The sequence below is a fragment of the Argonema galeatum A003/A1 genome (genome assembly GCF_023333595.1).
GTDB lineage: Bacteria > Cyanobacteriota > Cyanobacteriia > Cyanobacteriales > Aerosakkonemataceae > Argonema > Argonema galeatum.
In genome coordinates, this window is sequence record NZ_JAIQZM010000008.1 from 38,336 (window position 1) to 63,383 (window position 25,048).

At 45.8% G+C, this 25,048-nt stretch carries 20 protein-coding genes; 12 read left to right on the forward strand and 8 right to left on the reverse strand.

Features of this window, described 5'->3' with window-relative positions:
* The first annotated feature begins 1 nt into the window (after position 1).
* The 3 genes from LAY41_RS10675 (at position 2) to LAY41_RS10685 (ending at position 4,238) form a co-directional block, all read left to right on the forward strand.
* Positions 2-826 carry a PilN domain-containing protein gene (locus LAY41_RS10675; RefSeq protein WP_249097204.1) on the forward strand — a complete coding sequence of 275 codons (825 nt, stop codon included), beginning with the start codon at positions 2-4 and terminating at the stop codon, positions 824-826.
* The gene (locus LAY41_RS10680) at positions 823-1,611 is read left to right on the forward strand and encodes a DUF2681 domain-containing protein (protein WP_249097206.1); all 789 of its coding nucleotides are present in this window, start codon (positions 823-825) and stop codon (positions 1,609-1,611) included. The genes LAY41_RS10675 and LAY41_RS10680 overlap by 4 nt, the downstream gene beginning before the upstream one ends.
* Positions 1,612-1,832: 221 nt before the next feature.
* Positions 1,833-4,238 carry an AMIN domain-containing protein gene (locus tag LAY41_RS10685; RefSeq protein WP_249097208.1) on the forward strand — a complete coding sequence of 802 codons (2,406 nt, stop codon included), beginning with the start codon at positions 1,833-1,835 and terminating at the stop codon, positions 4,236-4,238.
* A gap of 244 nt (positions 4,239-4,482) precedes the next feature.
* Here the strand turns inward: LAY41_RS10685 and LAY41_RS10690 are convergent, their stop codons facing one another.
* Positions 4,483-4,623: a hypothetical protein gene (locus LAY41_RS10690; RefSeq protein WP_249097210.1), complete on the reverse strand. Its 141-nt coding sequence runs from the start codon at positions 4,621-4,623 to the stop codon at positions 4,483-4,485.
* 257 nt (positions 4,624-4,880) lie between these two features.
* On the opposite strand from LAY41_RS10690, the gene LAY41_RS10695 reads away from it, so the two are divergent.
* The 4 genes from LAY41_RS10695 to LAY41_RS10710 all read left to right on the forward strand — a co-directional run bounded on the left by LAY41_RS10695 (position 4,881) and on the right by LAY41_RS10710 (position 9,345).
* The gene (locus tag LAY41_RS10695) at positions 4,881-5,159 is read left to right on the forward strand and encodes an HU family DNA-binding protein (protein ID WP_249070976.1); all 279 of its coding nucleotides are present in this window, start codon (positions 4,881-4,883) and stop codon (positions 5,157-5,159) included.
* A gap of 23 nt (positions 5,160-5,182) precedes the next feature.
* The gene (cobD, locus tag LAY41_RS10700) at positions 5,183-6,280 is read left to right on the forward strand and encodes a threonine-phosphate decarboxylase CobD (protein ID WP_249097503.1); all 1,098 of its coding nucleotides are present in this window, start codon (positions 5,183-5,185) and stop codon (positions 6,278-6,280) included.
* Positions 6,281-6,391: 111 nt separating this feature from the next.
* The gene (locus LAY41_RS10705) at positions 6,392-7,852 is read left to right on the forward strand and encodes a dihydrolipoyl dehydrogenase family protein (protein ID WP_249097212.1); all 1,461 of its coding nucleotides are present in this window, start codon (positions 6,392-6,394) and stop codon (positions 7,850-7,852) included.
* A gap of 269 nt (positions 7,853-8,121) precedes the next feature.
* Complete coding sequence (locus tag LAY41_RS10710; RefSeq protein WP_249097214.1) at positions 8,122-9,345, forward strand: zinc ribbon domain-containing protein; 1,224 nt, start codon at positions 8,122-8,124, stop codon at positions 9,343-9,345.
* A gap of 151 nt (positions 9,346-9,496) precedes the next feature.
* Here LAY41_RS10710 and hisC read toward each other — a convergent pair whose 3' ends face one another.
* Positions 9,497-10,537: a histidinol-phosphate transaminase gene (hisC, locus tag LAY41_RS10715; protein ID WP_249097215.1), complete on the reverse strand. Its 1,041-nt coding sequence runs from the start codon at positions 10,535-10,537 to the stop codon at positions 9,497-9,499.
* Between the two features lie 254 nt (positions 10,538-10,791).
* Between hisC and LAY41_RS10720 the strand changes: the two genes are divergently transcribed.
* Both LAY41_RS10720 and ftsH3 read left to right on the forward strand, forming a co-directional pair.
* Positions 10,792-11,640: an aminotransferase class IV gene (locus LAY41_RS10720; RefSeq protein ID WP_338022971.1), complete on the forward strand. Its 849-nt coding sequence runs from the start codon at positions 10,792-10,794 to the stop codon at positions 11,638-11,640.
* 66 nt (positions 11,641-11,706) lie between these two features.
* On the forward strand, positions 11,707-13,545 hold the full coding sequence (gene ftsH3 / locus LAY41_RS10725; RefSeq protein ID WP_249097219.1) for an ATP-dependent zinc metalloprotease FtsH3: 1,839 nt from the start codon (positions 11,707-11,709) through the stop codon (positions 13,543-13,545).
* 176 nt (positions 13,546-13,721) lie between these two features.
* On the opposite strand, the gene LAY41_RS10730 is transcribed toward ftsH3, so the two are convergent.
* Positions 13,722-14,816, reverse strand: a complete 1,095-nt coding sequence (locus LAY41_RS10730) for a WD40 repeat domain-containing protein (RefSeq protein ID WP_249097220.1) — start codon at positions 14,814-14,816, stop codon at positions 13,722-13,724.
* 362 nt (positions 14,817-15,178) lie between these two features.
* On the opposite strand from LAY41_RS10730, the gene LAY41_RS10735 reads away from it, so the two are divergent.
* From LAY41_RS10735 to LAY41_RS10745, 3 genes are read left to right on the forward strand one after another with little or no spacing between them, the layout of a single operon-like run.
* Complete coding sequence (locus tag LAY41_RS10735; RefSeq protein ID WP_249097221.1) at positions 15,179-15,328, forward strand: hypothetical protein; 150 nt, start codon at positions 15,179-15,181, stop codon at positions 15,326-15,328.
* A 54-nt stretch (positions 15,329-15,382) separates the two neighbouring features.
* Positions 15,383-15,775 (forward strand): Uma2 family endonuclease, encoded by a 393-nt coding sequence (locus LAY41_RS10740; protein WP_249097222.1) that lies wholly within the window; start codon positions 15,383-15,385, stop codon positions 15,773-15,775.
* Positions 15,769-18,003, forward strand: a complete 2,235-nt coding sequence (locus LAY41_RS10745) for a tetratricopeptide repeat protein (protein ID WP_249097226.1) — start codon at positions 15,769-15,771, stop codon at positions 18,001-18,003. Before LAY41_RS10740 ends, LAY41_RS10745 begins: the two co-directional genes overlap by 7 nt.
* A 72-nt stretch (positions 18,004-18,075) precedes the next feature.
* On the opposite strand, the gene LAY41_RS10750 is transcribed toward LAY41_RS10745, so the two are convergent.
* From LAY41_RS10750 to LAY41_RS10770, 5 genes are all read right to left on the reverse strand, one after another.
* Positions 18,076-19,104 carry a WD40 repeat domain-containing protein gene (locus LAY41_RS10750; protein ID WP_249097227.1) on the reverse strand — a complete coding sequence of 343 codons (1,029 nt, stop codon included), beginning with the start codon at positions 19,102-19,104 and terminating at the stop codon, positions 18,076-18,078.
* 941 nt (positions 19,105-20,045) lie between these two features.
* Entirely contained in the window at positions 20,046-21,059 is a 1,014-nt protein-coding gene (locus tag LAY41_RS32595) for a YsnF/AvaK domain-containing protein (RefSeq protein ID WP_249097228.1), read from the reverse strand.
* Between the two features lie 101 nt (positions 21,060-21,160).
* Positions 21,161-22,021 (reverse strand): DUF2382 domain-containing protein, encoded by an 861-nt coding sequence (locus tag LAY41_RS10760; RefSeq protein ID WP_249097229.1) that lies wholly within the window; start codon positions 22,019-22,021, stop codon positions 21,161-21,163.
* Positions 22,022-22,386: 365 nt separating this feature from the next.
* Entirely contained in the window at positions 22,387-23,331 is a 945-nt protein-coding gene (locus LAY41_RS10765; protein ID WP_249097232.1) for a DUF2382 domain-containing protein, read from the reverse strand.
* Between the two features lie 437 nt (positions 23,332-23,768).
* A complete protein-coding gene (locus LAY41_RS10770; RefSeq protein ID WP_249097234.1) occupies positions 23,769-24,617 on the reverse strand; it encodes a DUF2382 domain-containing protein in 849 nt (282 codons plus the stop codon).
* Positions 24,618-25,048 lie beyond the last annotated feature (431 nt).

Sequence of the window (25,048 nt, forward strand, 5' to 3'; positions counted from 1 at the left end):
TATGTATAGCCTTGAAATTAATTTTCTCAAAGACGGTCACGTTCAGCAACCAGCAGATAACACTTCTGCGCCCAAAAAGCCAGTACCCGTCAACGACAGGTTACTGATGTTGGCGGGAATAGGGGTTGGCGTACTTTTGCCAGTAGCGGTTGGAGGTGCGTGGTTCTTCCTGCAAAACCAAATACAACAGCTGACCGATAAAGGAACCACACTGGATCAAGAGTTGGGTACTTTGCAGAAGAAAAAAGACCAGAGGGACAATTCCCTGGCTAAGGTTGGTCAAATTGAGTCCGAGACCAAAGATTTAGTAACTGTATTCGATCAGATGAAGCCTTGGTCTGCCATACTACAGGATGTTCGCGATCGCCTGCCAGTAGGAGTGCAAGTTACAACAGTTACGCAAACTAAACCGCCAGCCACCACAGCCCCACCTCCTCCCTCGGCTGGCACAGTTGCCTTGGCAGTCCCACCCGCACCCACCACAGACAAAATTGAGATTGCCGGAGTCGCCAACTCGTTCAGTCATGTGAACGATTTAGTGCTGACACTCCAGAAATCGTCATTTTTCAAAGACATCGACACCAAGCTCGTATCGGCTGCGTTGGTCGATAATCCCATACAATTGTACGTACCTCCATCTCAAACCAAGTCTAGCGGTAGTTCTTCCCAACCGCCAAAACTACCAAGAGTAGTGCAATTTAAAATAGAAACTTACCTCAGTGAAAAGCCAGCTTCCGCTATGCTCAAAGAGCTGGAAAGTAAAGGTGCATTGGGACTGGTAACTCGCATCGAAAACCTTAAACAACAAGGAGCTCTTAAACCATGACTTATATGCCCAGTCAAAGCTTAGACCAGGAAGCTGGGTCTGATGCTCCTAGTGTCTTTGGGATTCAGTTCACGCCGCCCGTCATCGGCGTCCTCGTTGCTGTTCTTGGTTTGGCAGGAGCGGCTTACCTGTTTTTTACATTATTAATGCCAACCTGGGAGCAGTTACAAACCAAGAAAAGCGAGATTGAAACCAAACTAAAGGAAAAGCAAGAACTAGCAACGATCGAGGATCAGGTCAAAGCAGCTGAAGTTAAGGTAACAGAAGCCCAACAGAAAAAAGCCGGAGTTACGGCTTTGTTTGCCAATCCAAACAGCTTAAGTACTCTGCTGCTGGATATCAACAAACGCATTGAAGCTAGAAATAGTACTCTACCAGAAGATAGAATTAAGGCAAGACTGACAAAGTTTGAGCCAGACCCACAAACTTCTGGTATTGTTAATGACAGCTCTTTGGGAGCGCAGATTAACGGTAAAATATACCGTCAAGCGTTCAACGTGCAGATGGAAGGAACCTTCGATCAGACGCGGCTGTTTCTGATCGAGCTGGAGCGCCAGAAGTCACTATCAGTCGTCAAAGAACTGAAATCGACATTGGCAGAATCGACTCAAAGAATAGCGGTTAACCAGCGAGAAGGCCAAATTGTCCCGATCGGCAACCCAGAAACAAAAATTAACACTGGTTTTAAGCTGCAAGTGCTAAGACCGCTCACCCCAGAAGAACAGAAACTGGCAGCACCACCACCAGCGGCTGGTACACCGTCGCCATCGCCGTCACCAAAGTGAAAGGGAAAAGTGGGAAAGGGAAAGGGGGAAAAGGGAAATCCCATCATAAAAAGCAGGGGTTTCAAGCAAGGACAGCTTTTTTCTCGCTCTCGTGAGTCTCCTAAAAAAATTCTTCTACCTTTTCCATAAATAAATTCAGGGGTGTAAACTTTCTGGTAAGGCGAAACAGGTTACTCTTAATTTTCCAGTAGAAGCAAATTTGTTTGTGTGAGGAGGAGCGGGTGAAACAGGATCTAGGACTAGCCGGACTATTAATTGGGGCAGGGACAGTTCTTCTGGCCAGCCAGCCAGTATGGGCAGCGGCAACGCAAGTAACGGGAGTGCGGCTAAAACCAACAGATAATGGCGTCCAGGTCATCCTGGACACCCAAAGTGGCGATCGGCCCCAAATTTTCACAGTCGATCGCCGCAACGCATTCGTGGTAGACATCACCAATGCCCAACTGCGCCTAAGAGAAGGCAGAAATTTCACTCAGCCAAACCCAGCCCCAGGTATCCGTTCTATAGCTGTCACCCAATTAGATGGCAACAGCATCCGGGTGACCGTCAACGGCATCACCAGACCTCCCACAGGACAAATTGTCAGTAGAGAAGCTCAAGCAATAACCCTTAACTTCAGCCCAGCAGCGGCTGACCTGGCAGCCTCTCCCCCCAATGCGGCAGCACCGCCACCATCTGCCACCCTTCCATCTTTGGGGTCAACGCCAACAGGCTCAACGCCAACAGCGCAAACCCCAAATGTTTTGGTTCCTAACCCGCAAATTACCTACGAAGGGGGACCAGCACCAGCAGCCGGTACAGTTCAACCCGTTAGCCCCGCCCCACCATTCTTGCCCAGAGCAGTTGCGCCACCAGTAGGGGATATATCTGTTTCCGAAGTCGATCCTACTGCCACCGTCATCGATCTCGGCACCGCTGAACGCATCCCCCGCCTGCTGCTGCGCGACGCCCCAATAAGAGAGGTTTTGTCTCTCCTCGCTCGCGCCGCCAACCGCAACCTCGTATTTGTGACACCTCAAGCTGGCGCAGGAACTACAGGACAAGCTCAACAGGGAGCGCCCGGTCAAGCTCAGGGAGCAAGCACCCCACTTGATGGCACAATTTCCTTAGATATTGAAAACGAGCCCCTCCAAGATGTCTTCAACACCGTTTTGCGGATTACCGGCCTGCAAGCCAACCGTCGCAACAACACTGTTTTTATAGGTTCAAACTTACCCGAAGCAGCCAGCAATATTGTCATGCGGAGCCTGCGACTCAACCAAGTTAACGTCGCTGATGCCGCCAACTTCTTGACTGCTCAGGGAGCAGAAACGCAACTGCCGATCACCCGCGTCCAAATCCAGACTATAGGAGAGGGACCTGCTGCTAGGACGGTTGAGATCAGAGAACCAGATATTAAAGTACTGAGGGCACAAAGGGGAAATGGCCCCCTCGTACTTTCCGGTTTGTCAATACTTGCCGACACCCGACTCAATGCCATCACTCTGGTTGGCGACCCGCGCAAAATTGAAATCGCCTCAGCCTTATTGAGCCAACTGGATGCCCGCCGTCGCCAAGTCGCCGTCAATGTCAAAATTCTTGATATCAACTTAAATAACACCGATACGGCTGGCACCAGCTTCTCCTTCGGGCTCGGTCGCAGCTTCTTTACATTTGACCAAGGCTCAGCGCTAATAAATTTTGGCGATACCAGACCAGCCACGACGGGTGAGGCGGGAGCTAGTCCATTCAGCCCACCTGTTATTCCCAATCCCGTACTTGGTCTTGGTGGAACCGGTCTTTTCTTGGATGCTCAGCAAAACGCTCCCTTTAGCCGAAGCACTGGGTCTCCCACATCACCTATAAGCCCTATTTTCCCAGGCAGCTTACCCCGTGCCCCCTTTGGTACAAACGTCAATCCCCTTCAACCTGGCGTCAGCAGTATCAGCACAACAGGAGAGATTACATACGCACTGCCACAACTGTTCCAGTTTCCCACGCGGTTCCTATCGCAGTTGCGAGCTTTTATTGTCAGTGGCAATGCCAAGATTCTGACAGACCCGACTTTGGTGATCCAAGAGGGTGAAACTGCTAGAGTCAACTTGGGCGAGGATGTCATTACAAACCAGACAGTTCAGGAAACAACTTCTGGTGGCGTTATAAGTAGAACGGTAAGCACTGAAAAAGGAACTGTTGGTCTAATTCTTCAGGTTCAGGTGAATCGAATTGACGATAACGGCTTTATTACTCTGAATGTGAATCCCAGCGTGACGGCACCTGGCACCACGGCAACTATAGGCACCGGCACTGTCGGTGGTGGTGTGACGATTTCATTACTTTCAAGAAGGGATTTGGTATCTGGACAAGTTCGTCTGCGAGATGGTCAGACGCTGATTCTGTCGGGCATTATTCAGGATCAAGACCGAACGTCGGTCAGCAAAGTGCCCATTTTAGGCGATATTCCTATTGTGGGAGCCCTGTTCAGACGGACAAACAGAACTAATCAGCGAGCTGAGGTGATCGTGATGCTGACGCCTCAAATTCTCGATGACTCGTCTAATTCCCCTTTTGGCTACCGATACAGGCCGGGGCCAGACGTGCAGCAACTCTTACAGCGGGGTGGTTTATCTCCCGGCAACAATCGATAGTCAAAAGTCAAAAGTCAGTAGGGGCGGGTTTTGTCAAATATTCTGTTAGTAATGAGATGTGTGGGCTAAACCCGCCCGTACAAAAGTCACGCATTCAAAAGTCAAAAGTCAAAATGGGCTAGGGCTAGAACACCAATTCAGTAATCGTAGGGGCGAAGCATTCGGGTAAAAAATCTAGGGTAAGAGCGATAGATTTTTTACCCGAATGCTTCGCCCCTACAAGCTAAAAACGCACCACCAAGTATTACTGAATCGGTGTTCTAGGGGCTGGAGAAGAGGTGGAAGATGATGCCCCTCTGCTCCTCTGCCCCTCTGCTCCTCTGCCCCTCTGCCCCACTCGTTTTTGGCCCAAAATGCGAAAAAAATGCCCTCTTGAGTTAGCCATCAATTTAAAAACTCCTGAAATCCATATATCTTAAAGGTTCCATCGATCCATATTAGACAAGTACACCTTAGAATAGGGCAGTGAAACTTCGCTTTGATGAGCATTTCAGCGATTTTAAGTTGAAAGTCCCGCTCATTGCTGAGGAACTTGGGCTCCCCCAAAAGACCCAGACTTCATTCAGCTGCCCCACGCCAACGCCAGTTGGATGGGGCTTACAAATCACTAACAGCAGATTTCTAAGGAGTTCAAGCAAGAAAATGAACAAGGGCGAATTAGTCGATGTCGTAGCTGACAAAGCTAGTGTGACTAAAAAACAGGCGGATGCTGTCCTCACAGCTGCCCTAGAAGCAATTGTGGAAGCGGTTTCTTCTGGTGACAAAGTAACGCTGGTGGGCTTTGGCTCTTTTGAGCCTCGCGAACGCAAAGCCCGTGAAGGCCGAAATCCCAAAACTGGGGATAAGATGGAAATCCCAGCGACTAAGGTGCCTGCCTTTTCTCCGGGCAAGCTGTTCAAGGAAAAGGTCGCGCCCCAATAGTTAATGGTTTGACAGGGACGATGTTGCATCGACCGCTGCATGGGGGGAATTTAGCTTGGGCAGCTGCACTGGCAGGCTGTTCCCCTGGTGCTATCCTTGATTTTTCGGCCAGCATCAACCCGTTGGGGCCACCAAAATCGGCTCTAGCAGCGATTCAAGCGCACTTGAGCTACCTAGTAGCCTATCCAGACCCCGATTATCAGCAACTGCGGGCGTCCCTGTCTGAACTGCACAATCTACCTTCTGACTGGATTCTGCCCGGTAACGGCTCTGCCGAACTGCTGACTTGGGCGTGTTGGGATCTGTCCAAACTCCAGAGGACTTATCTGGTGACGCCTGCTTTTGGCGACTATTTGCGGGCTTTGAAGGCATTCGGCACAAATGTGGTGAAGTGTCCTTTGGGGACTCTTGACTGGGGACTGGAGAGTGGGATCTGGGACAAACAGATGGACTCAGGACTTCAGAGTGGTTTGCTGCTGAATAACCCTCACAATCCGACGGGTCAGCTGTTTTTCAGGGAGACGATTCTGCCACTACTGGAGCAATTTGCTCTGGTGGTGGTGGATGAAGCTTTTATGGATTTTCTGCGGCCCTCCAGCCAGCAGAGTCTGATATCAGTGGTGCAGGAATATCCTAATTTGGTGATTCTGCGAAGTCTCACTAAATTCTATAGCTTGCCGGGTCTGCGGCTGGGTTATGCTGTAGCTCATCCCGATCGACTGCGACGCTGGCAGCAGCTGCGCGACCCTTGGCCGGTCAATATTTTGGCCGCTGCAGCCGCTGAAGCTGTCATCAAGGATACTGTTTTTGGGCAGCAAACGTGGGATTGGCTGGAGGAGGCAAGAGCCCGCCTGTTTGAAGGTTTAGCTCAAATACCGGGCTTGCATCCCTACCCCAGTGCTGCCAATTTCTTGCTGGTGCAGTCGGAACAACCCAGTACAGCGGTGCAGGAAAGTTTACTCAAAAAAGAGCAGATACTGATCCGCGACTGCCTCAGCTTTCCTGAATTGGGCTCTAGCTACTTCCGGGTTGCCGTTCGCTCTGTGGCAGATAACCAACGCCTCATTGATGGGTTGGCAGAAATCCTCCGCACGGAAGAAGGGAAGAATTTCAGATTTTAGATTTCAAATTGCAAATTGCAATCTAAAATCTAAAATCTGAAATTTGAAATTCAAAATCTTAAATTCCCAATTCCCCAATCCAAAATCCTCTCATCTAAAATCCAAAATCGTATGCTTGACTACGATGTAGTCGCGATCGGGGGCAGTCCGGCTGGACTTTATACTGCGATCGCGGCAACTTACCTAAAAGCCCGCGTTGCCTTGGTAGCATCCCCGCTGCTGGGTTCAACTTGGTCAGAATCTGGCTCTAAATGCAACAAAGCTCTCATTCAGGTGGGACGGGTTGCCCATCAGATGCGCGAAGCGTCATCTTTTGGGGTTTATTGGGAACCAGAGTCAGAATCTGCACGGCTAGGCGTGGGAGTGCGATTTGCCGACGCTCTGAAGTGGGCTAAAGGGGTAGTCTCTGCCCTCGACGAACAGCATTCTCCAGCTGTTCTCGCTTCTCTGGGTGTGGATGTAATTTTTGGTGAAGGGGAATTCTGCCGAAAACCACACTTTGCTTTTGTTGTCAACGGGCAAATCCTGCGATCGCGTGCTTACCTGATCGCTACTGGATCTCGTCCTGTAATTCCAGACATTGATGGATTGCAAAGTACTGGTTATCTCACTCCCGATACTATCTGGCAGCAGCCAAATGTCAACATCCCCAAAAGCTTGATTTTCATCGGCGGCGACCCTGTAGGTATAGAATTGGCTCAGACTTTTGCGCGGTTGGGTTTCCGCGTCACTGTTGTGGTGAAGAGTTCCCATATCTTGACTAAAGAAGATTCGGAGGCGGCGCTTCTTGTTCAAGCGCAATTGGAAGCTGAGGGCGTCCGGGTTTTGACGGGGCATCAAGTTACCCAAGTAAAGTGGCTTGATGACAAAAAGTGGGTTCAAGCTGGAGATCGGGCGCTTGAAGCTGATGAAATTGTAGTTGCTGTCGGTCAGCAGCCTAATGTTGATTCTTTAAATTTGGAGGGGGTGGGGGTGAAGTGCGATCGCCACGGCATTGGCGTTAATCAAAAATTGCAAACAACTAATTCCCGGATTTATGCCTGCGGCGATGTTTTAGGTGGCTATCGATTTGCCCACGTGGCACATTACGAAGCCCGCATCGCCCTGAAAAATATGTTGTTTTTCCCGTTTTTCAAGGTTGATTACCGCTATATGCCTTGGGCTATCTTTTCCGATCCGGAACTGGCACGGGTGGGTATGACCCAAGAACAAGCTAGACGCCGTTATGGGGATGATGTGTTAGTTTTGCGCCGCTATTTCAAGGGGGTGGACAAGGCTCAGATGTGCGGGGAAACTACAGGTTTTTGTAAAATCTTAGTTCTTCGCAGTGGTGAAATTCTCGGTGCCCACTTGGTTGGGCCACAAGCTAGCGAGTTGATCCACGCGATCGCTCTAGCTATGCAGCAACGTCTGAAATTTCAAACACTGAGTCAACTACCTACAATATTTCCCACTTTGTCTGATATTTACTCGCAAACAGCAAGCGACGGTCATCAGCAAAGCCTCTCTCAACATCCCACTAGGCAAAATTGGTTAGAAAGTTTCTTCAATCTGCGTCGTTCGTGGTCTTAAAAAACCCACTTTTCTCATGCGATCGCAAATCCGCAACCATTAGCCCTTTTATTCTCTTTCTCTTTTCCTTTATCTGAAATTCTCGGTAAATGATATCATGTCCTTACGCATCGGTTACCTAAAAAAATCGTGCGATCATTCTTATCTGCGTTTATCTGCGTTCATCTGCCTACATCTGCGGTAAAAATTTAACCACCGATGACAACAGACGATTTGACGATCTCACTCATTCACTAACGATGCAACCAGACACGATATGAGGTGTTAATATGTTCTCATTCATTAAAAAGATCGGCAATAAGTTGATTCACAAGTCAACTTATATTCATCATGAACCGATCAACAAAGTCAGCCTAGTTATTCTCATATTAATTGATATTTTTGTACTGGTTAATGTTTTTAGTGGTTTAAATAGTATTTCCCAATGGCCACTCAGTCCATCCGAAGAATTTCCGTGCTTTTTGGCATATGAAAATTACCAAACAGCCGACAAGAAAGGAACTACTGTATTTAATGTCACCACTATTGAAAATCTAATTGAGCAAAATAAATCATATCCATCTCCTGCTGTTGACAATTCCAATAGATTGGGTCAGAGTTCAAATCTATGTACAAATTACACGCGCTTATCCAAAGCGATAAACACTCCTGAAAATGTCCAACTGAAAGCGAGTATCGATAAACAAAGAAGCGAAATTTATTCTCTCAACCAAGACATTCAAACGCTGCAAAGTCAGTATAATTCTACATTACTGGAAAAAATTGCGGGTCAAGCTTCTGAAAAATCAATCAATAAAGTTAATGCCGATCGGGTAAAATCAGAAATTGAACGCAATAAGAAGCAAATCGCCAATAAGGAAAAGGAAATTACCGATCGCCAAACCAAATTAATTCAACATCCTGCTTCGGACACTTATCTTAAGCTTCTCAATAATACTTCAGAATATCAAGCAATCAAAAGAGATTATGAATCAGCAGAGTTTTGGTATCCCAATAAACAACTACTATTACAAACCCTATTTCTATTACCGTTAATCCTCATAGCTTATCTTTGGCATTCAGCAGCAATTAGAAAAAATATAGGGTTACAAGCTCTACTTAGTTGGCATCTACTTCTCATATTCTGCATTCCTTTGCTGATTAAGTTTTTTGAGTTTCTTCAGTTTGGTAATCTTGTCGGTATAGTGATTGACTTGATTATCAAACTGTTCGGTGGATTAGTCTTTATTGCCAGTTATGCGTTAATTTTGATTATTCCTTTATTAGGGTTGGGTTTAATCAAAATTCTCCAAAGGTGGGTTTTAAATCCCCGCCTTCAAGCCAAAAAGAGAATCCAAAAAGTGCGTTGTATTAATTGCAACTTCCAACTTCGTATGAGCGATGAATTCTGCCCATCTTGCAGTTTCAATCAGTATATAGATTGCTCAAATTGTCATCATAAAACGTACAAATTTACGAATTTCTGTAGTAGTTGCGGTCATAAAATAGAATAGAATCAATAATATGTAGAAGTCAGATAGGAACAGTTTGGTGAAGGAGTGATACCCAATCCTGGTTAACTACTCCCTTTTTCTTGAAGCCCGCGCAGGCGGGCTTTGTTTGTATAGCCGCGACTTTAGTCGTCGGGTAAAAAAAGGGTTAGACTTAACTTAACGCCTGCATTAGTGTTTGGTTTTGCTCGTCCGTGCCTACTGTAATTCGGAGCTTATTTTCTAACCCAGGTTGCTTGAAGTATCGCACCAAAATTCCCCGTTCTTTCAATTCTAAGTAAAGAGACTCTGCATTTCCTTCTGGAGGAGTCGCTAAAACAAAGTTACCGTGAGAATCAAGCACCGTAAACCCTAAATTCTTTAAGTTTACTGTAAGCTGTGTCCGAGACTTTTTCACTTTGTCTGCACAAGCATTCTTGTAGGATTGATCTCTCATTGCTGCTGTGCCAACTGCTATGGCTAGAGCGTCAATGTTGTAACTGTCTTTTACCTTGAATAATCCAGAGAGTAGTTTTGGATTTGCCACTCCAAAGCCCATTCGCAAGCCTGCTAACGAATACCCTTTTGATAAGGTACGCAATACGATCGCATTCTCGAACTCTTGCACTAGAGGTAGGGCTGAAAACTCAGCAAAGTCAACATAAGCCTCATCGATTACCACAATTCCCGATACTTTCTGTAGCAATTCCCGCAGATCGTCCAAAGGGACTGCGTGACCGGAAGGGCTATTGGGAGAAGCAATGAACGTAATTGCGCCATTTGCCGCAATGAGTTTTTCGATTGGTAATTGAAAGTTAGCAGCATAAGGAACCTCAACTATTTCCGCAGGCTGCATAGCTGATAGAGTGCGATACAGCACATAGGTTGGCATGGGATACACAACTTTGCGATCGCCTCCCTCCGCGCACGATCGAACTAGGACATTTAGCAATTCATCGCTGCCATTGCTAACAATCACCCAGTCAGCGGGTACTCCCAACACATCACTTACTGCCTGACAAAACCCGATCGCAAACGGGTCGGGATAGCGTCGTAGCAACTCGCTATCCAAATTTCGCAACACCTCTATCGTTTTTGGAGAAGGTGGATAGGGATTCTCATTGGTGTTCAGTTTAATAATTTTTATTCCTGGCTTGGGCTGTTCGCCTGGAACGTAGCCAGTCATGGCATCAATTGCGGGACGGAAGTAGCTCATAATTAATCATATAAATTCCTGACGAGCTTGTTCATTAGACATCTCCAGAAATTAAAGGTGCTAACCCTTGAACCCTTGTAGAGACGTTGCATGCAACGTCTCTACATTCTTTTTTGGAGAGGTCTATTATATCACAAATTGAGTGGCGTGCAGCCAAATCTGATTCCACGCTTATAATGAAAAGCAAATCACCGAATCGCACAACCAAATTGATTCAAAAATTTTATATTTGATACAATTTTTTAGAGAATTAGGTGATTGCTATTTACTGGTATAAGGGTGATTTAATTGAATCTCAAACGCTGGAACTGGGGATAGACGATCCGGGGCTGCTGTACGGGGCGACTGTTTTCACGACGCTGCGGGTGTACGATCGCTCTTTGGATAGTGCCGGGACGAATTGGGCCAGACATTGCGATCGCATTCGTCATAGTTTGGAAATATTTGGCTGGCAAATGCCAGACTGGGAGAGAGTGCGACAAGGCGCAGATCTTTTGAAGGCGCACTTTCCAGTATTGAGAATTGCCATATTTCCCGATGGGCGGGAGTGGATTACAGGTAGATTATTACCAGGGGATTTGTGCTCTAGCCAACAGTCGGGCATAGTCGCTTGGTTAGCAGAAGCCCCCGAATTTCGGCGCAGTCTGGCCGAACACAAAACTGGTAATTATCTCTCAGCTTGGCTAGCATTGAGAGAAGCGCAAAAATACGGAGCTAAAGAAGCGATTTTGCTGGATTCATCTGGAAATTGGTTAGAAACGAGTACAGGCAACCTGTGGGGGTGGCGGGATGGCAGGTGGTGGACTCCGCCTTCAGCAGCGGGAATTTTACCAGGACTGATGCGAGATTGGCTAATCTGCAAGCTGAGAAGTCAGAATGAAATAGTGGAGGAGGAGCCTTGGAGTGTCGATCTGGTGGCAGGATTTGAGGCGATCGCTTACAGCAACAGCGTTGTAGAAGTTGTTCCCATCCATACCATACTCAGAAGCCAGTCAGAAAGCCCCTCTTACCTCTTCCCCCTAGCCCCTAGCCCCTCTCATATTTGCTTCGAGAAACTGCGACTTTCGATACTCGGTCGGTTGCCATTTTCTGAGATAGGTTAAAATAAATTTACATAAGTTAACTAGAAAAATTCCTCAGACCATAAAACCCAGGAGGGTAGACCAAGAGTGAATAAACAATGGAGAAATGCAGGGCTGTACGCACTGTTAGCCCTCGTTGTGGTTGCATTGGCGACCGCATTTTTTGACAACAAGCAACCTCAGAGAGAAACGTGGCGTTACAGTGAGTTCCTCCAGAAAGTCGAAAGTAAACAGGTAGGGAAAGTCAGTATTAGTGCAGATCGGTCTATGGCCCGCGTGCAAGCCGCAAACGGCAACAGGGTGATAGTCAATCTTCCCCCCGATCCCGACCTGTTTAACTTTCTAACTAAAAACAAGGTTGACATTTCAGTTTCACCACCAAACGATGAAGCCTTATGGGTGAAGACTCTGAGCAGCTTGTTCTTACCCATCCTGCTTTTGGTGGGGCTGTTCTTTTTGCTGCGACGCGCCCAAAATGGACCGGGCTCTCAGGCGATGAACTTTGGTAAGTCGAAAGCCAGAGTGCAAATGGAGCCGCAAACGCAAGTAACTTTTGGGGATGTTGCTGGTATTGACCAAGCAAAGCTGGAACTCAACGAAGTTGTTGATTTCTTGAAAAATGCCGATCGCTTCACGGCTATTGGCGCAAAAATTCCCAAAGGCGTGCTGCTAGTTGGGCCTCCCGGAACGGGTAAAACGCTGCTGGCGCGTGCTGTAGCAGGGGAAGCGGGTGTTCCTTTCTTCTCGATCTCCGGTTCTGAGTTCGTGGAAATGTTTGTGGGTGTTGGTGCTTCCCGCGTCCGCGACTTGTTTGAACAAGCCAAAACAAATGCGCCCTGCATCGTCTTCATTGATGAAATTGATGCTGTCGGTCGTCAACGGGGTGCTGGTTTAGGCGGCGGTAACGATGAGCGCGAACAAACCCTCAACCAGTTGCTGACTGAAATGGACGGTTTTGAGGGCAATAACGGCATTATTATTATTGCGGCAACCAACCGCCCAGACGTGCTGGATGCGGCACTGCTGCGTCCAGGTCGTTTCGATCGCCAAGTAGTTGTGGATCGACCTGATTTTGCTGGGCGTCTGGAAATTCTCAATGTCCACTCCCGTGGTAAGACTTTAGCTCAGGATGTGGATTTGGAGAAGATTGCGCGTCGGACTCCTGGTTTTACTGGGGCAGATTTGTCTAATTTGCTCAATGAAGCGGCTATTTTGGCGGCGCGTCGCAATTTGACGGAAATCTCGATGGATGAAGTCAATGATGCGATCGATCGCGTGCTGGCTGGCCCAGAGAAGAAAGACCGGGTAATTAGCGAGAAGCGCAAGGCTGTGGTAGCTTATCACGAAGCTGGACACGCCGTTGTCGGTGCGTTAATGCCAGATTTTGACCCGGTGCAGAAGATTAGCATTATTCCTCGCGGTCAAGCGGGCGGGATCACTTGGTTTACGCCGAGCGAAGATCGGTTGGATTCTGGTCTTGTGAGTCGTTCTTATCTGCAAAATCGGATGGCGATGCTGCTAGGCGGTCGTCTTGCTGAGGAGATTGTCTTCGGTGAGGAAGAGGTGACGACTGGTGCTTCTAGTGACTTGCAGCAAGTGGCGCGTGTGGCGCGTCAGATGGTGATGCGGTTTGGGATGAGCGATCGCATCGGACAAGTTGCCCTGGGTCGTCAGCAAGGTAATATGTTCTTGGGTCGCGATATTATGGCAGAGCGCGATTTCTCGGAAGAAACTGCTGCTACAGTTGATGATGAAGTCCGCATTTTGGTAGACCAAGCTTACAAGCGGGCGAAAGAAGTCTTGACAAATAACCGTAGTGTACTTAATCAGTTGGCAGCAATGTTGATTGAGAAGGAAACTGTGGACGCTGAGGAACTGCAAGAGTTATTGGCGAATAGCGATGTGCGGATGGCGACAGTAGCCTAATCGATTTTAGGTTTAATTTAAGATTGGGGTAATTCGGGAGTTGTCCTGGATTACCCGATCGGAAACCCGGTTTCTCCAAGAAACCGGGTTTCTTTTCTTAGGTACGTTGTTGCGATGCCGCGCGGCATCGCAACAACATACCGAATAAACAGCGTTTCTCAAACCAAAATCTAGGTTCAACGCGACACCCGCCAAATTTTGATCGTTTTGTCCCAACTACCGCTAACCAAAGTCTGTCCATCTGAACTGATGGCGATAGATTCAACCCGATTTAAATGGCCAGTGAGGGTGCTAAGTAACTCACCCGTACTGAGATTCCACACTTTAATAGCCCCATCATTACTTCCACTCACAATTGTTTTCCCATCTGGGCTAATAGCAACAGAATATACTGAGTCACTATGACCAGTGAGAGTGCGAATCAGATCCCCTGTGCTAATATTCCAAACTTTGATTTTATTCCCATAATTACCACTAACAATTGTCTGCCCATTCGGGCTGATAGCGACATCAAGAACCGAATTTGAATCAGTTAAAGTTTTCTGGATCTGACCTGTATGTAGATTCCATATTTTGATTGTATTGTCACCACTACTACCAACAATTGTATTCCCATCTGCGCTAATGGCGACAGCACTTACCCAGCTTGAAAGCCCCGCCAGAGCGAGATTCAGTTGACCTTGGAAATTCCACACTTCGATCAGCCCTTCCGAACTACCGCTGACAATAGTTTTCCCATCCGAACTAATAGCAACCGAATAGACATCTCCTACATTTTTTCTAAAACTACGAAGCAGTTGGCCTGTTGCTAAATTCCAGATCTTAATCGTATTATCATAGCTGCCGCTGACAATTGTTTTCCCATCTGAACTGATAGCAACAGAGGTAACTCGCGCCGAATGACCGATTAGGGTACGAAGCAGTTCTCCTGTAGCCAAATTCCAAATTTTTATCGTATTGTCAACACTACCACTCACCACATTCTGCCCATCTGGACTGATAGCGACAGACGTAATCCAGTTGGAATTATCTGTAAGGGTTTTGGCTAAAGAAAGATTTTCTAAAGGACTTCTACTCGTAGTAGAACTCTGCGAAATAATAGGCGGAACACTTTTCAAAACACTCGAACTAGGCGAAGTAACATCACTTGCACTCACAGAATTTACACCTAATTGACAAACCGAAGACCCAAACCATTCCCCTAAAAGCAACAACATAGCTGCCGCTATTCTTAAAGGTAATTTGATTTCCCGTTTACCCAATTTTTGCATAAGTTCCTCCATTTGCTGCCAAAGTACCTATATATTTATAGCAAAGTGCTGAGTTCAAAGCCCGCCTGGGATTCAAATCCCAGGCTAATAGCGAAAGTCCACGCTCTGTGGACTGAAGAGTTTACAGCACTTTTTGGGTGATTGAGGTACAGAGAAACCCGGTTTCTTTTCTCACAAGACAAAAGCTGATTCTTAGGTACGTTGTTGCGATGCCGCGCTCTTATCCCATTTGTAATAAGAGCGCGGCATCGCAACAACATACCTTTGAGTTTCTGATTTTGCCGAGAAACTAAGCCTGAAGAAACCGGGTTTCTGAGGTATACAATAAGAATATCTCAAAACCCACGCACTCCGTTCTTCAGATGACAGAATCAACCCAGAAACGGCAAGTTCGCCGAGGTCGCATTTTTCCCAAACACCAGAGTAGTCCAGAAACTCGCGCTAGACGCATCGCCGAAAGGGAAGAATTAGGTAAGCATTGTTGCAAAATTTTCGAGCAAATATCACTCTGAATGTTTGGGTTACAGTGAGTTAGACTGGAGATGCGAGCGTGAAAGGTGACTTAGATGTTTGTCGCAATTTCTCAACTAGGATTGGTTACAAATAGAGCCTTGCTGTCAAATGTAACATGGGAAACTCTGGAAAATTTGGATGTAGAGTTGGCAGGAACAGGCGCACGTTTAACTTATTTGGATGGGTGTCTAGAAATTATGTCTCCCTTATCTGAGGCTCATGAAGAACCTAAAAACACTTTAGGTCAGCTTTTAGAGATTTATATGCGGATGAAAAACATCCGCTTTTACGGACGGGGTAGTACGACGATTGGGATGAAGGAATTGGGCGCAAGGAAAGAACCAGATGAGTCTTATTGTTTGGGTACGCGCAAGTCATCTACGATCTGCGTTTATCTGCCTTCATCTGCGGTAAAAAAATATATCCCCAGCTTCCACCTATGCTAACTCTCTCACAAGCGATCGCATTTGCCTACCAGTCTCTCCAAACTGGTCAAATATCTCAAGCTGAATCGATATGTCAGCAAATTCTTCAGCAGCAACCCGACTGCGGAGAAGCGCTACATTTGCTGGGTGCGATCGCACATCAGTCGGGTAAGCTGGATGATGCTATTATCTACTATCTCCAGTGTATTGCTTTTTCCCCAAACTACGCCGAAGCTTACTACGGTTTGGGTGCTGCTTTACACCAGCAAGGTCAGTTATTAGAAGCAATATCATATTACCAACAAGCGATCACACTTAAGCCAAATTATATCGATGCACATTTCGATTTGGGTAATGCTTTCAAGCAGTTGGGCAATTTATCGGCTGCTGTTAACCACTATCAGCAAACTATCGCTTTCAATCCCAATGATGCGGAAGCTCATGCTAACTTAGCAACTATCTATTTAGAAGAAGGCTTTATTGTACCAGCTATTGTACATTACCAGCAAGCGATCGCACTCAGACCGGGCTTTCCAGGACTATACTACAATCTGGGTAATGCTTTTCTCGAACAGCGCCAGTATCCAGATGCGATCGCCCAATATCAACAAGCTTTAGCTATTGTACCACAATTTTTATATGCCTACCTTGGGATCGGCACTGCTTTAACGCACCTGTTTCGGTTTGAGGAAGCCATTGATTGCTTACAGCAAGCTTTAATTATAAGTCCAGATAGTCCTGAAGCCTACTTCTGTTTGGGGATAACTTTTGCTTCTCAGAATCAAGTGGAAGAGGCAATTAACTTCTTACAAAAAGCATTGCAGGTTCAACCAGATTATACGAAAGCTTACTGGTACAACGTTTTTCTCTTACCTATCCTGTATGATAATTTAGATCGAATTATTTTCTGGCGTCAGCGCTTCTGTCGGGGTATTAATAACTTAATTCAACAGACTGCCTTAAATACATCTGAAAGTAGAAAGTTGGCTTTAAGCATCTTCAAACAAAAATCGATTAACTTCTTTCCTGCTTATCAAGGTTTTAATGAGCGGGGTGTACAGCGAAAACTAGGAAAGTTTTTGCATCAAGTGATGGTAGCTAATTATCCCCAATGGTCTATCCCTTTGTCAATGCCACCGCTGGGGAAAAATGAGAAAATCCGCATCGGATACATTTCCACCCACTTTAGAAACCATACCGTAGCTAAGTTAACCATCGGCTGGTTGAAAAACTGCGATCGCAAAACCTTTGAAATTTATACCTATCAAGTTGCCCCTGAAGTAGATTCAATAACTGAAAGATTCAAATCTTACAGCGATAAATTTTATCATATCTATGGCAACATTGAGGCAATTTGTCAACAGGTAATTGCGGATAAACTGCATATCCTGGTTTTCACAGACATTGGTATGAGTCCCGTGACCTACCAAATAGCCGGATTGCGTTTGGCACCCGTGCAATGTACAACTTGGGGACATCCAGTTACTACTGGTTTACCGACTATTGATTACTATTTATCAAGCGATTTAATGGAACCGGACAAGGCCCGATCGCACTATTCAGAAAAGTTAGTGCGTCTGCCTAACATCGCCATGTCTTATGAAAAACCAGATGTTCCCAAACTTACTAAAACTCGCTCTTATTTTAATCTCCGGGAAGATGCTATCATTTATCTTTCTTGTCAATCTTTATTTAAATACTTACCTCAATTTGACCAAATATTTGCCCAAATAGCTCAAAGTGTTCCCCAAGCCCAATTCGCCTTCATTTCCCATGATTCTCCAGTTGTTAATGCAGTATTTACAGCGCGTCTGGAACGGGCGTTTGCTAACTTAAATTTGGATAGTAAAGATTACTGTGTGCTTTTGCCTAGAATGTCACATATTGAGTACTTCAACCTCAATTTAGTTTCAGATATTTTTCTAGATACCTTCAGTTGGTCAGGCGGTAATACCGCATTGGAAGCTATCGCCTGCGGTTTACCTGTGGTGACTTGTCCGGGAGAATTTATGCGCGGTCGTCACTCTTATGGAATTTTGAAGATGATGGGGATGACGGAGACGATCGCCCCAAATGAAGCCGAGTATGTTGAAATTGCTGTTAAACTGGGTTTAGAGCCAGATTGGCGGCAAGATATAGTCCGAAAAATATGCGATCGACATACCATGCTTTACGATGATAGAAGCTGTATTACCGCACTAGAATCTTTCTACAAAACGCTAGTTCTAGGAAATAGAGTACCCTGTTAGTACGAATTGACTGCCAATTTTAGATTTAGTACCGAAGAGCCAAAATCCTCTCATCCAAAATCTAAAATAGAGTTAAGTTTCCCGCAAGCGCCACAACTTAATAGAGCTGTCATCATGATTACTGGCAAAAGTCTCATCGGAATTTGTAGTGACCGACCAAAACCAGTTGGAATCGCCAGTGAGAGTGCCAAGCAATTTACCGTTGTCTATCTGCCACATCTTAATAGTATTGTCATTACCGCCACTAACGAGAGTTTCATTATCCGGGCTAATAGCAATAGAGAGAACCGCGCCAGAATGACCGGAGAGGGTGCGAAGCAATTTACCGCTACTCAGTTGCCAAATCTTGATAGTATTGTCAGAACTGCCGCTGACTAGAGTCCGACCGTTATCACCTAGAGCTACCGAATCAATCCAGTTGGAATGACCTTTGAGGGTGCGAAGCATTTTGCCGTTGGAAAGCTGCCAAACCTTGATAGTATTGTCAGAACTGCCGCTCACCAGTGTTTTGCTATCGGGAGTGATGGCGACAGCAGCAACCCAATTGGAATGACCTTTGAGGGTGCGTAGCATTTTGCCACTTGGAAGTTGCCAAATCTTAATCGTGTTGTCAAAACTGCCACTAACGAGAGTTGTACCATCCGGAGTGATGGCAAGAGACAGAACCGAGCCAGAATGACAAGTAAGGGTGCCAAGCAATTTACCGTTCCCGACGTTCCAAATCTTGATGCTGTTGTCATTACTGCCGCTAACCACAGTCTGTCCATCGGGACTAAAGGCAAGGCAAAGAACTGACCCAAGATGACCCGTAAGAGTGCCACGCAATTCGCCGTCTTCTAAGTTCCAAATCTTGATTGTGTTGTCAAAACTGCCACTAACGAGAGTTGTACCATCTGGACTGATAGCGATCGCACGAACGCAGTCTAAGTGTCCGGTAAGGGTGCCAAGCAATTTTTCGTTCTCAAGCTGCCAAATCTTGATTTCCTCACAGTTAGCACTCACAAGCAGCGGAGATACCGGACTGATGGCGACAGCACGAATATAGTTGGAATTACTGGTGGCGGTTCTAACTTGGGGAGGACGGGGGTTAGGCGTATACATGGCTACGGTCAATCTCCTTTAGGCGTTGCAAAATCAGCTGGGTATTGGCAGGATGCGGTTCGAGTTAAGCCGCCTTTACTCCGAGTGCGAAAATCTGCACTTCAGCGGTTAAATCTAGGGCGCATTCTTGTAAAGAGGCGAACTCAGGGCCTAAAAATTTTATCATAACTCAAGCAATAAAAGGCAGATACTACACCTTAGATAAGGATTTGTCAACAGAAAAGTTATAGCATGAATTGCCAGCGGCTGCCTTGAGCCTTTTGCTTTAGAATGCCCAAGAAAGCCCCTAAACTCTCTAAATATGTCTTTTTTTATTTGCTTTTATTTTTTTCGCCTAGAGATAGCAGTTTGCGCGATCGCTCCTGCCGCCTCTGCAGACCATAAAAATGTCGCTCATACCAAATCCGGGTTATTTACCCCCTTTATAGTGTGAAGTGTAGGGGTGAAGCATTGCGGCAATAAGTGTATTCCCAAGAGCCAAAGCCTTTCTACCGCAATGCTTCACCCAACTTATGGATAACGGGGGTTTTTATCCCGGATTTGGTATCACTTCCCTTATCCTTATAGTCCCAGTATTAATCTACACCAATTGCGCCTGTGCCAGCGCACGATGTTGTGCGGCTTGATATCCCTAGTACTTACGCATTCGATTTGGCACCTACTACATCTAGGGGCATGAATTGCCCCTACATCTAGGGGTAAAAGCGCCAACAATCATGGTAAGTCCCGGTCCCCCTACAATAGGTTTTGGCGATGCACAATCGCTAAGACGCATCTAAATTTTTCAAGCTCTTGACCGCACGGTAAGGTTTTCAGCCTCCCAAAAGTACAATATGACTTACGCTTTTCTCCCCCCTAGCCCTGCTGAGATTTGGAGGGTCGGGGGGGCAAAACCTTGGTTAGTGCGTAAGTCCTGTACAATTTAGATGCGCCACAGTTTATCAGGTTTCAGAACAGCGATCGAACCACTCCTGATAAGTTTTCTGATGTTGGGTATCTTCAAGCACAACTTCAACACGCACTAGCTTGCACCCGTGAGGTTTCTGCTTAGCAATGGCATCTAAAAGCAAGCTCGCAGTTTTAAGAGAAGTAAATTCACCGCTGACATTTGGCTGAATGTCCGGTTTAACAATTTCAGTCGCTTCAATAGCAGGAATTTCTCCTTGTCCTAAATCAATTTCTGCTAATATTTTTACTTCTGGACTGACTTGTTCAACAATCAGTACTTCATACTGGACTGGCACCTGTACCATCCGAGTTTCGATTTGTTTGCGAACAACTACTTCGCCTACCTTTCGTTTGTTAAGGTTAACGACCAGTCGTTCTTCCAGTAACCGAATAACCTCTTCTTCCACAATATCTGGTGCGTCAGCATCTTCTGAGGAATCATCATTTTCAGGTAATTCTAGATGATCCTGCAACTCCTCTGTGGAAGACATCTGGTCTGCATAAGAGCTAGCGTAATGAGTTGGTGCCGGACTAACGTTAACGTTACCTATCACAGGCGATAGAGTATCCTTTGCCTGAACCGCTTCGACTGACCTTTGTGAAGACTGCATTCCCGAAGTCTGTGAGCTTGTGTGTTCAGGCATCGGCTGTATTTCAGTCATACTAATATCCACTAAAAGTGATTGGCTTTGATAATTCACTTGCTGAATGTGGCTGCTTCTTAATAAAAACGGTCGTGAATTTCGCTGGGTATCAGCATCAGATATAACTAAGTTTAGCTGACGTGACTTATCAAGATGTACATCCTTTACTCTGCCCAGAAAACGGCCTGCACTGTCCAACACATAAAAGTTTTTTAGCTTATTTCTTAGCTTATCCAGCAACACCTTTATCCGAAGATTTTTATTGGCAGTTTCAACCTTTTTTACAGATGTTTCGGTGTTCATATCTTTGGCTATTTTGGAAAGTGTATTAATGGAAAAGTGGGATTGAATCTTTTCAAGCACAGGCAAAGCTTTTGTGTCGCTTTGCCTGTACTATTTTGAAATGCTGAAGACATTCAGCTAGCTGAAGAATTCTGTTGGCAAACCCGCTCTGACAGGACTAGCTATATACGATTAGGATTATCTACAACTGGATTACCTTCAGTGTTAATATCTAGCTCTTCGCGACGAACAGTTTCTTCGGCATCAACTGTATGGTGTTCGACTTCTTTTCGGAAACTTACTTCTTCACGTACAAAAGCTTGTTTTTGAATGTTAGCGCTTTCTTCGTAAACTTCCATACGCGCCACTTCCCCTGCCTGGAAGTCGGCATCGTTGGGAATTATCGCTCTTGCATCTGCGGGGGTGTTTCGCTCAATGACAATGCGCTCTTTTTCGACTGAAACAGAAACTCGTGCCGTTTCTGTTTCCACGCGCTTACTAACCGCCACTTCACCTACCTTGTGGCGTTCCTTGTTGGCAATCAGCCGTTCTTCGTACAGCCGTAATGTTTGACCTTCACCCTCATTTATGTCGTACAAGTACGGTTCTCGATCGTAGTTGTAGGTATCGCGATTATAACTTTGGGCTGCAAGAATAGACTCTCCGGTATCAGCAGTTGCGGTAGAAGCCAGCGGACGATAAACTCCCCTCAACTGCTCTTCATAATCGTAGTCAACGGCTTGATTTTCGTTGTATGCGGGTAAATTTTGAACTTGCTCTTTATTCAAACCATCGACAAAGACGCGATGCTGCTCGTAGTCGATGCGAGAAAGACCAACTGGAAGTAAAATTTTCTTGCCAAAAGCCCAAGTACCTGTGTCAATTACCAGATAGCGGAACCGACCGTTATTATCTACTAATACATCGTGAACGCTGCCTACTTTATCGCCTCCTTCTGTGTAGAGGTCGAGTTTTTTAATATCGTCGCCAGAAAAAGTTTCACGGTAATTTGGATAATAATCTTCAAGTTTTATAAGGGGCATCTTGTTTTCTCCTCAATTGGTATTACCAAAAATGTTAAAAATCTAGGTGATGGTTCCATCTTTCTAGCGAATGATTAAGCTTGCCCTCCCCGCCCCCCCAAATCTGGGAGCCCCCCTCCTCATTCCCCCCAGATTTGGGGGGCTAGGGGGGAGAAAAGCGTAAGTCCTAGCGGTCATGCTTCGCCCCTACATAATCTTGTAGCCCGAAGGGAGTAACGCTTCGGAAGAGCAATCCGCCTGTCCCGTACAAGCTTGTGGAAAACTCGATTTTTTGGGCATAGAGCATGAGCAATGTTTTATACCGCAAGGATTTCAGCAAATCGATCGAGTTTCCCGATCGCACGCTTGTACGGGAGAGCCCGGTTTTAGAAGCGATCGTCAGATGTTCTATTTTTCATCGAATTTACATCGCTGTCGATATCTAACTCTTCGCGACGAATCGTTTCCTCGGCGTCAACTGTTTCCCGATCTATTACTTTCTTGACTACAACTTCCTCGCGCACAAAGGCTTCTTTGCGAATGTCGGGAGTTTCTTCGTAAACTTCGATTCGCGCTACTTCCCCTTCCCGGAAGTTAGCCACGCCAGGAGCAACTGCTGTTCCGGCATCTGCTGGGGTAGTGCGCTCAACGACGATTCGCTCTTTTTCGATCGCAACAGAAACCCGTGCAGTTTCGGTTTCAACGCGCTTGCCAACTGCTACTTCACCAGTTTTGGCGCGAGTTTTGTTTGCAATCAGCCGTTCTTCGTACAGCTTGAATGTTTGGTGATTTTGTTCGTTCAACCCGTACAGGTAGGGTTCTCGCTCGTAGTTGTAGCTATCGCGATCGAAAGTTGTGTAGTTAGCTCGATCGCCGATCGCTGCTGGCGAGGAAATCGCATAATCGGCGTCAACAGGTGCGGCGGTTACTACAGGTAGCATCGCATCAGTTTCAGGATAAAGTGATGCTCCCATAGCGGGGGTGCGATATACGTTTCTCACTCGTTCTTCGTAATCGTAATCGGGTACAATGCGATCGCTGTACTCAGGTAAGTTCTCCGCTTGCTCCTTAGTCATATTGGTGGCATATACGCGATCGGCTTCATACTCGATCCGAGACAGCCCAACAGGTAGTAAAACTTTCTTGCCAAAAATCCAAAAACCTAAATCGACGACCAAATAACGGAAATGACCGTTATCATCCACTAAAACATCGGTTACAGTGCCAATTTTTTCATCGGCTTCTGTATAAACACCAAACCCCTTGATGTCATCATCCTCAAAAGTCTCGCGGTAATTTGGATCGTATTCTTCGAGTTTCATTAGAGCCATGCTTATTTACCTCGGTTTTTTAATTTGATACTATTAACAATAAAAAATGGCTGTTAATTTTTCATCTTTCTATAGACTGAATTACTAGCTTTGCAGATTGACCAAAGGGTGTAGAACACTTAAGTATTTTGTTTATATGAAAAGATATGTATTAACTTTGAAAGTGCGTCTTTTATATGGTATTGCAAAAATTAATATTAAATTATATTAAGGCTTGTGAAGTGAAATCAGCGTAAGTATTTATAGCCATAGTCGAATGGCACAAGTTAAGCAAAATTTGCTGCCCAGATCCCCGACTTCGCAGAAGTTGTCGGGGATCTAGATCCAGCTTATCTTAGTACCATTCAGCCATAGTCATGTGAGGAAAGTGGGGAGAAAAAGTCTTGTCCCCCCCAGATTTGGGGGGTTAGGGGGCTAGTGCGTAAGTTCTGGAGAAGCTAGATATTGCGGGGTCGATCCACAACCGAAGTACCCTGGGTGTTTAGATCTAACTCTTCGCGACGCAGCGTTTCTTCGGCATCCACGGTTTCGCGATCGACTTCCTTGCGGATGGTAACTTCCTCCCGCACAAAGGCTTCTTTGCGAATGTCAGGAGTTTCTTCGTAGATTTCCACGCGAGCGATTTCCCCTTCGCGGAAATCAGCCTCACCGGGAGTCACTGCTCTTCCTGCGTCTGCTGGCGTAGTCCGCTCAACGACGACTCGCTCTTTTTCGATCGGAACTGAAACCCGTGCAGTTTCGGTTTCAACGCGCTTGCCAACTGCTACTTCACCAGTTTTGGAGCGAGTTTTGTTGGCAACTAGACGTTCTTCGTACAGTCGGAGAGTCTGATGATCCCGCTCGTTGATGCCGTACAAAGTTGGTTCTTGTTCGTAGTTGTAGCTATCGCGATCGTAAGTTACATCATCTGGCTCCTTGGCAACTTGAGGACGATAAACCCCTCTGACTTCATCTTCGTAATCGTAATCAATCCGGTCGAGGTCGTCGAACGCAGGTAAGTTTTCCACCTGCTCTTTTGTCAGCCCCGCCGCATATATGCGTTCCTCGTCCTCGTCGATCCGGGAACGACCAACTGGTAGCAAAACTTTTTTACCGAAAACCCAAAAGCCTGAATCGATGACGAAATAGCGAAAGCGACCGCTATTGTCATCAACCAGAACATCTGTCACGGTGCCAATCTTATCGTCGGTTCCATCGGCATAGACATCAGCACCCTTGATATCATCGCCATCAAAAAGTTCGTCACGGTAATTGGGATAAAAATCTTTTATTTTTACAAGAGTCATTGTATGCTTATCTCCTTATCTACACATAAATCCTATAATCATTGGGTGTTTATCTGCATCTTTCTATAGAATGATACACCACCTAAAATTGTTTACATATGTACTATGTCATTAGGCATAAAAACGCCTATTTTTAGTTGTTTCACCTTGCTAATGGGATTTTTTTTGATTCATCTATGTGAGCGTATGGCTACCAATAGGTATCTTATAAAGTAGCTTTACTTGCTCTTCGTATTCTTCATCAACCTGCTTGGCACTGTAAAAATATGGTAAATATTTTCATCTTCTTTTTCTAATGTTATCGACATAAAGTCGTTGCTCATTATAATCAAAAATGCAAATATTTATGGGAAGTAATACTTTTTTGTCTTATACCAAATCCGGGATAAAAACCCCCGTTATCCATAAGTTGGGTGAAGCATTGCGGTAGA